This window comes from Pararhodobacter sp. (assembly GCF_034676075.1).
Classification (GTDB): Bacteria; Pseudomonadota; Alphaproteobacteria; order Rhodobacterales; family Rhodobacteraceae; genus Pararhodobacter.
On the sequence record NZ_JAUCCQ010000179.1, the window covers coordinates 1 to 5,708 of the forward strand.

Here is a 5,708-nt window from a genome sequence, read left to right on the forward strand (position 1 = left end):
GGGTTTTCCACCCTCCTTGAAAATCCTCCCGAGGATATTTCCAGAACGAAGATGACCGGAAGAGCGGGCCTTGGGGCCCGTTTTTCTTTGTCTTTTCAGCGGGGCAAAGAAAAAGGCCGGGTCCCGAAGGATCCGGCCTTTTTGTTCTGGAGCGGGCGATGAGATTCGAACTCACGACCCTAACCTTGGCAAGGTTATGCTCTACCCCTGAGCTACGCCCGCTCGATGGCCGCGATCTAGCATCGCCATGGGCGGGGTGCAAGGGGTGTTTCGGGCCTCAGGCGGCGGTTTTCGGGGCCAGCGAAAAGGCGTCGAGAAAGCGCTGGGCGGCGGCTGGATCGCCGGTCAGCTGCACCTGTCCCGCGGCCAGATGCGCCTTCAGCGGCGCGCTGCCATAGACCGCGGCGGCGAGCGCGTTGCCGCTGCCCGCGAATCGCAGGGGCAGGCCGTCGCCGGGGCCGGGACGGGCGGTGAACCCGTCGGGGCCGAGGCGCGTCTCGAAGCTTTCGGCGCCCAGGGTGAAGGCGGCCTCGGCGCTGGCGGCGACCGGGCGGACCATGACCGCCATCGACAGCATCAGCCCGGTGGGCGAGATGAATTTCCGCGGGTCGTGGCCGGGCTGGCGCACGCCCCAACGGCAGAGCGCGTCGATCACCGGCCGGGTATCGAGGCCCGCCGGGGTCAGCGCATAGGCCAGCGCCGCGGCGGGGGGCGTCAGGGCGCGGCGTTCGATGAGGCCGTTCGCCTCCAGTTCGATCAACCGCTGGGTCAGGATGTTCGAGGCGATGCCGGGAAGCCCCGCCTTGATCAGGCCGAAACGCTTGGGGCCCAGCATCAGCTCGCGGATCACCAGCAGCGCCCAGCGGTCGCCGATCAGGTCCAGCGCATGCGCCGCGAGGCAGCCCTCGTTATAGCCCTTGTGCGCCATCGCATCCTCCGACTTCCGCTCATTAAGGATTGTGCAGTTGCTTTTTGCAAGTGCCTCCGGCAGCATGGCGGCGCGTCATCCCAAGGACAGGAGGCCCCGGTGAGCGACGATTTCCAAGGATTGCCCTGCTGGTACGAACTGACCACGCCCGAGCCGCTGGCCGCCGCCGATTTCTACCACGCGGTGATCGGCTGGGAGGTCGAGGCGGTGCCGATGGAGGGGTTCGAATATTTCCTCGCCCGGCAGGGAACGGCGATGGTGGCGGGGATGGTGCGGCCGATGAGCCCCGAGATCCCGCCCAATTGGCTGACCTATTTCGCGGTCCGCGATTGCGATGCCACCGCGGCCGCCATGCTGGCCGATGGCGCGGGCCAGATCGTGCCGCCCTCCGACATCCCGGGCACCGGGCGCTTTGCCGTCCTCAGCGATCCGCAGGGCGCCGTTTTCGGCCTCTTGCAGCCGCAGCCGATGGAGGAGGGGCAGGGCGGCGCCTATGATCCCGCCAAGCCCGGCCACGGCGCCTGGCACGAGCTGATGTCGGGGGATCCGGTGGCGGGGCTGGCCTTCTATGCCAAGCATCTGGGCTGGACGGCCTCGACCGCGATGCCGATGGGCGAGATGGGGACCTATCAACTTTTCGCCCACGAGGGGCGCGACATCGGCGGCATGATGGGTCTGCCGCAGCCGGGCATGCCGCCCTGCTGGCTGCCTTATACCGGCGTCGCCAGCATCGACCGGGCCAAGGCCGCGGTCGAGGCCCGGGGCGGGCGGGTGCAGCACGGGCCGATGGAGGTGCCGGGCGGCGCCTTCATCCTGCAGGGCAGCGATCCGCAGGGCGCCTGGTTCCCGCTGACGGGCCCCCGCTGATCAGGCGCCCTGCGGCAGGATCCGGGCCAGCACGGCGCTGAACGGCGCCTCGTCGCTGATCGAGGGGCCGAGCAGCGCGTAGCCATGCACGCTGCTCCACACCAGCCCCTCGAGCACCGGATCGGGCCTGCCGCCCGAGAAGGGCAGGCAGCCCTCGCGCAGGACACCATAGGCGCGGGCCGATTCGACGATCAGGGCGGGGTCCTGGTCGTCGAGGTCGGGGCAGGCGAACATCACATGAAAGAGACCTGCCGAGTCGCGGGCGAAGTCGAGATACCCCTCGCAGATCGCCAGCAGGCGGGCGAAGGGGCTGTCCCCGGCTGTGGCGAGGCGGCGCAGCATCGCCTCGGTGAAGAGCGCGAAGGCGCGGCTGGCGATCGCGGTGTGGAGCCCCGGCAAGCCCTTGAAATGATGGGCGGGGGCGGCGTGCGAGACACCGGCGCGAGCCGCGGCGCGACGCAGGGTCAGCCCCTCGGGGCCGCCCTCGATCAGAAGCGCAAGGCCGGCCTCGATCAGGGCGTCGCGGGTGGGAAGGGAGGATTGGGTCATGGCCCAGCATCGCAGCTGGGTTTGACAGTGTCAATCTGAGCTTGACAGTGTAAAGGCGACGCCTATGCTGGGGCTATCTTTACACTGTCAAGGAGGTCCCCGTGCCCCGTTCCTTCACCTGGTTCTTCTGGCTTTCGGCGCTGTCGGTGGCGCTCGTTTCATGGCGGGTGCTGGTGGCGCCGGTCGATCTGGTGATGCCCGCCATGGCGCACTACCTGGCGGATTTCCCGCTGTCCTTGGCCGCGCATATCCTCTTCGGGCCGCTGGCGCTGCTGCTTGCCCCCTTCCAGCTCTGGCAGGGGCTGCGGCAGCGGCGGCCGGGGCTGCATCGCTGGCTGGGGCGGCTCTATGGGCTCTCCATCCTGGGGGGCGGCCTCGCCTCACTGACCCTGCTGCCGGGGTTCGAGGGCAGCCGCTTCGCCGCCCTCGGCTTCGGCACGCTGGCCGTCCTCTGGATCGGCATCACGCTCTGGGGGATCGGCCGGGCGCGGGCGGGCGACATCGCCGCGCACCGGCGCTGGATGCAGCGCTCGGTGGCGCTGACCTTCGCCGCCGTGACCCTTCGGCTGATCATGGCGCCGCTGATGGCCGCGGGCTGGAGCCTGACCGAAACCTACGACATCACCGCCTGGGGCAGCTGGTTGATCAATCTGGCGGTGCTGGAGATCTGGCAGCGCTGGCGCGTGCAGCGGCCGCGGGTCGCCTGAAAGCAGAACGGCGGCCCGAAGGCCGCCGTCTCTGGTCCGAATTGGAGCGGGCGATGAGATTCGAACTCACGACCCTAACCTTGGCAAGGTTATGCTCTACCCCTGAGCTACGCCCGCTTCCTTTCGGTGCCGGTCATTTAGGTCATGGCCGCGGCCCCCGCAAGCGGAAAATGCGCGCCCCGGCTGATTTTCCTGTGCCCCTGTCGGAGGCCCTGTCAGCGGGCCGATCCGGCGCCCGGGCAGGCGGGGATTTCCGCCGCGGCAGGGGCGTCGTGAGCGGGGCTCGTGGAACCGGATCGGTGGCGCCCGCGTTCTCCTTGCAAGCCGCGGATCGAGCCGCGACGATCTTTACGGATGGAGTGAACCGATGAACAACGACACCATCGAAGGCAAATGGAAGCAGATCAAGGGCGAGGCCAAGATCCAGTGGGGCAAGCTGACCAACGATGACCTCGACGTCGTCGAAGGCCACAAGGACAAGCTGGTCGGCAAGATCCAGGAACGCTACGGCAAGTCCAAGGATGAAGCCGAGGCGGAAGTGAACCGCTTCTGGTCGAAGTACTGATCCGACCCATCGCCGTGAACGGAAAGGGGGCGCCTCGCGCCCCCTTTTTTCGTGCGATGCCCGTGGGTTATTCCAGCTCGATCAGCAGGTCATGCGCCTCGATCTGGGCGCCCGGCTGGACATGGACCGCCTTCACCACCGCCTCGCGGTCGGCATGCAGGCCGGTCTCCATCTTCATCGCCTCGATGGTCAGCAGCAGATCACCCGGCTTCACCTTCTGGCCCACCGACACCCCGACCGAGGCCACCGAGCCCGGCATCGGCGCGCCGACATGGGCGTCGTTGCCGTCCTGCGCCTTGGGGCGCACGGCGAGGCTGGCCTTGGCCTTGCGGTTCGGCACGCGGATGGTCCGGGGCTGGCCGTTCAGCTCGAAGAACACCCGCACCTCGCCGTCGTCCTGCGTCTCGCCCTGGGCGATCAGGCGGATTTCCAGCGTCTTGCCGGGGTCGATCTCGGCCGAGATTTCCTCGCCCGGTTCCATGCCGTAGAAGAAGTTCCAGGTCGGCAGGGTCCGCACCGGGCCATAGGTGTTGTGGCGTTCCATGTAGTCGGTGAAGACCTTGGGATACATCAGGTAGCCGTTCAGGTCCTCGTCGTCGATCACCATGCCGTCGAAGAGGGACGAGACCTTGGCGCGGACCTCTTCCAGATCGACCGGCTTCAGATGCTTGCCCGGCCGTTCGGTCGAGGGTGCCTCGCCCTTCAGCGCCTTCTTGGTGATGGCCTCGGGCCAACCGCCCTCGGGCTGGCCGAGGTTGCCCTTCAGCATGTCGATCACCGACTCGGGGAACGACATGTCGCGGGCAGGATCTTCCACATCCTTGCGCGTCAGGCCTTGGCTGACCATCATCAGCGCCATGTCGCCGACGACCTTGGACGAGGGCGTCACCTTGACGATATCGCCGAAGATCTGGTTCGCATCGGCATAGGCGCGGGCGACTTCCGGCCAGCGTTCCTCCAGCCCCAGCGAACGCGCCTGCGCCTTGAGGTTGGTGAACTGGCCGCCCGGCATCTCGTGCAGGTAGACCTCCGAGGAGGGCGCTTGCTGCCCGGTCTCGAAGGCGCCGTAATGCGCGCGGACCTGTTCCCAGTAGTCCGAAATCTCGCGCACCCGGGCCATGGAGAGGCCTGTGTCGCGCTCGGTATGGCGGAAGGCCTCGACGACCGAGCCGAGCGTCGGTTGCGAGGTGTTGCCCGAGAAGGCATCCATCGCCGCATCGACGCAATCCACGCCCGCATCGGCGGCGGCGAGGATCGTGGCGATGGCCGCGCCCGAGGTGTCATGCGTGTGGAAGTGGATCGGCAGATCGACCGCGTCTTTCAGCGCCGAGAACAGAACCTTCGCGGCCGGGGCCTTCAGCACGCCCGCCATGTCCTTCACGCCCAGCACCTGCGCGCCGGCCGCTTCCAGCGCCTTGGCCATCTTCACATAGTAATCAACGGTGTATTTCCGCTGGCCCGGGTCCAGCAGATCCGAAGTATAGCAGATCGTCCCCTCGCAGATCCGCCCCGTCTCGATCACCGCATCCATGGCGACGCGCATGTTCTCGACCCAGTTGAGGCTGTCGAAGACACGGAACACATCGACCCCGGTCTCTGCCGCCTGTTTGACGAAGGCCTGGACCACGTTATCCGGGTAGTTGGTGTAACCGACGCCGTTGGACGCCCGCAGCAGCATCTGCGTCAGCAGGTTCGGCATCGCCTTGCGCAGGTCGCGCAGGCGTTGCCAGGGGCATTCCTGCAGGAAGCGGTAGGCCACGTCGAAGGTCGCGCCGCCCCAGCATTCGACCGAGAAGAGCTCAGGCAGGTTCGCGGCATAGGCGGGTGCCACGCGGATCATGTCGATGGAGCGCATCCGCGTCGCCAGCAGCGACTGGTGCGCGTCGCGCATCGTCGTGTCGGTGATGAGGAGCTTTTTCTGGTCCTTCATCCAGTCGGCAACGGCCTTGGCGCCCTTCTGATCCAGCAGTGTCTTGGTCCCCGCGGGCGGGGTCGCCACCACCATCTGCGGAGCGATGGGCGCGCGGGGCTGGGCAACGGGCTTGGCGCGGCCTGCCGTCTCGGGGTGCCCGTTCACCGTGATGTCGGCCAG

6 protein-coding genes and 2 tRNA genes are annotated in these 5,708 nt (G+C 67.5%); 3 read left to right on the forward strand and 5 right to left on the reverse strand.

Annotated elements, in window-relative coordinates; all coding sequences use genetic code 11:
- Positions 1-147 precede the first annotated feature (147 nt).
- Positions 148-222: transfer RNA gene (locus tag VDQ18_RS22485), tRNA-Gly, on the reverse strand.
- 55 nt (positions 223-277) lie between these two features.
- On the reverse strand, positions 278-928 hold the full coding sequence (locus VDQ18_RS22490; protein ID WP_323023093.1) for a helix-turn-helix domain-containing protein: 651 nt from the start codon (positions 926-928) through the stop codon (positions 278-280).
- Positions 929-1,027: 99 nt separating this feature from the next.
- Between VDQ18_RS22490 and VDQ18_RS22495 the strand changes: the two genes are divergently transcribed.
- The gene (locus VDQ18_RS22495) at positions 1,028-1,795 is read left to right on the forward strand and encodes a VOC family protein (RefSeq protein WP_323023094.1); all 768 of its coding nucleotides are present in this window, start codon (positions 1,028-1,030) and stop codon (positions 1,793-1,795) included.
- Here the strand turns inward: VDQ18_RS22495 and VDQ18_RS22500 are convergent, their stop codons facing one another.
- Positions 1,796-2,344: a TetR/AcrR family transcriptional regulator gene (locus VDQ18_RS22500; RefSeq protein WP_323023095.1), complete on the reverse strand. Its 549-nt coding sequence runs from the start codon at positions 2,342-2,344 to the stop codon at positions 1,796-1,798.
- A 101-nt stretch (positions 2,345-2,445) separates the two neighbouring features.
- Here VDQ18_RS22500 and VDQ18_RS22505 point away from each other — a divergent pair, with 101 nt between their 5' ends.
- Positions 2,446-3,051, forward strand: coding sequence for a DUF2306 domain-containing protein (locus VDQ18_RS22505; protein ID WP_323023096.1), 606 nt, complete (start codon positions 2,446-2,448; stop codon positions 3,049-3,051).
- 42 nt (positions 3,052-3,093) lie between these two features.
- Here VDQ18_RS22505 and VDQ18_RS22510 read toward each other — a convergent pair.
- Positions 3,094-3,168, reverse strand: a tRNA-Gly gene (locus tag VDQ18_RS22510).
- 250 nt (positions 3,169-3,418) lie between these two features.
- Between VDQ18_RS22510 and VDQ18_RS22515 the strand changes: the two genes are divergently transcribed.
- Positions 3,419-3,616, forward strand: coding sequence for a CsbD family protein (locus VDQ18_RS22515; RefSeq protein ID WP_323023097.1), 198 nt, complete (start codon positions 3,419-3,421; stop codon positions 3,614-3,616).
- Between the two features lie 67 nt (positions 3,617-3,683).
- Here the strand turns inward: VDQ18_RS22515 and VDQ18_RS22520 are convergent.
- On the reverse strand, positions 3,684-5,708 hold a 2,025-nt coding region (locus tag VDQ18_RS22520), incomplete at its 5' end, for a pyruvate carboxylase subunit B (protein ID WP_323023098.1).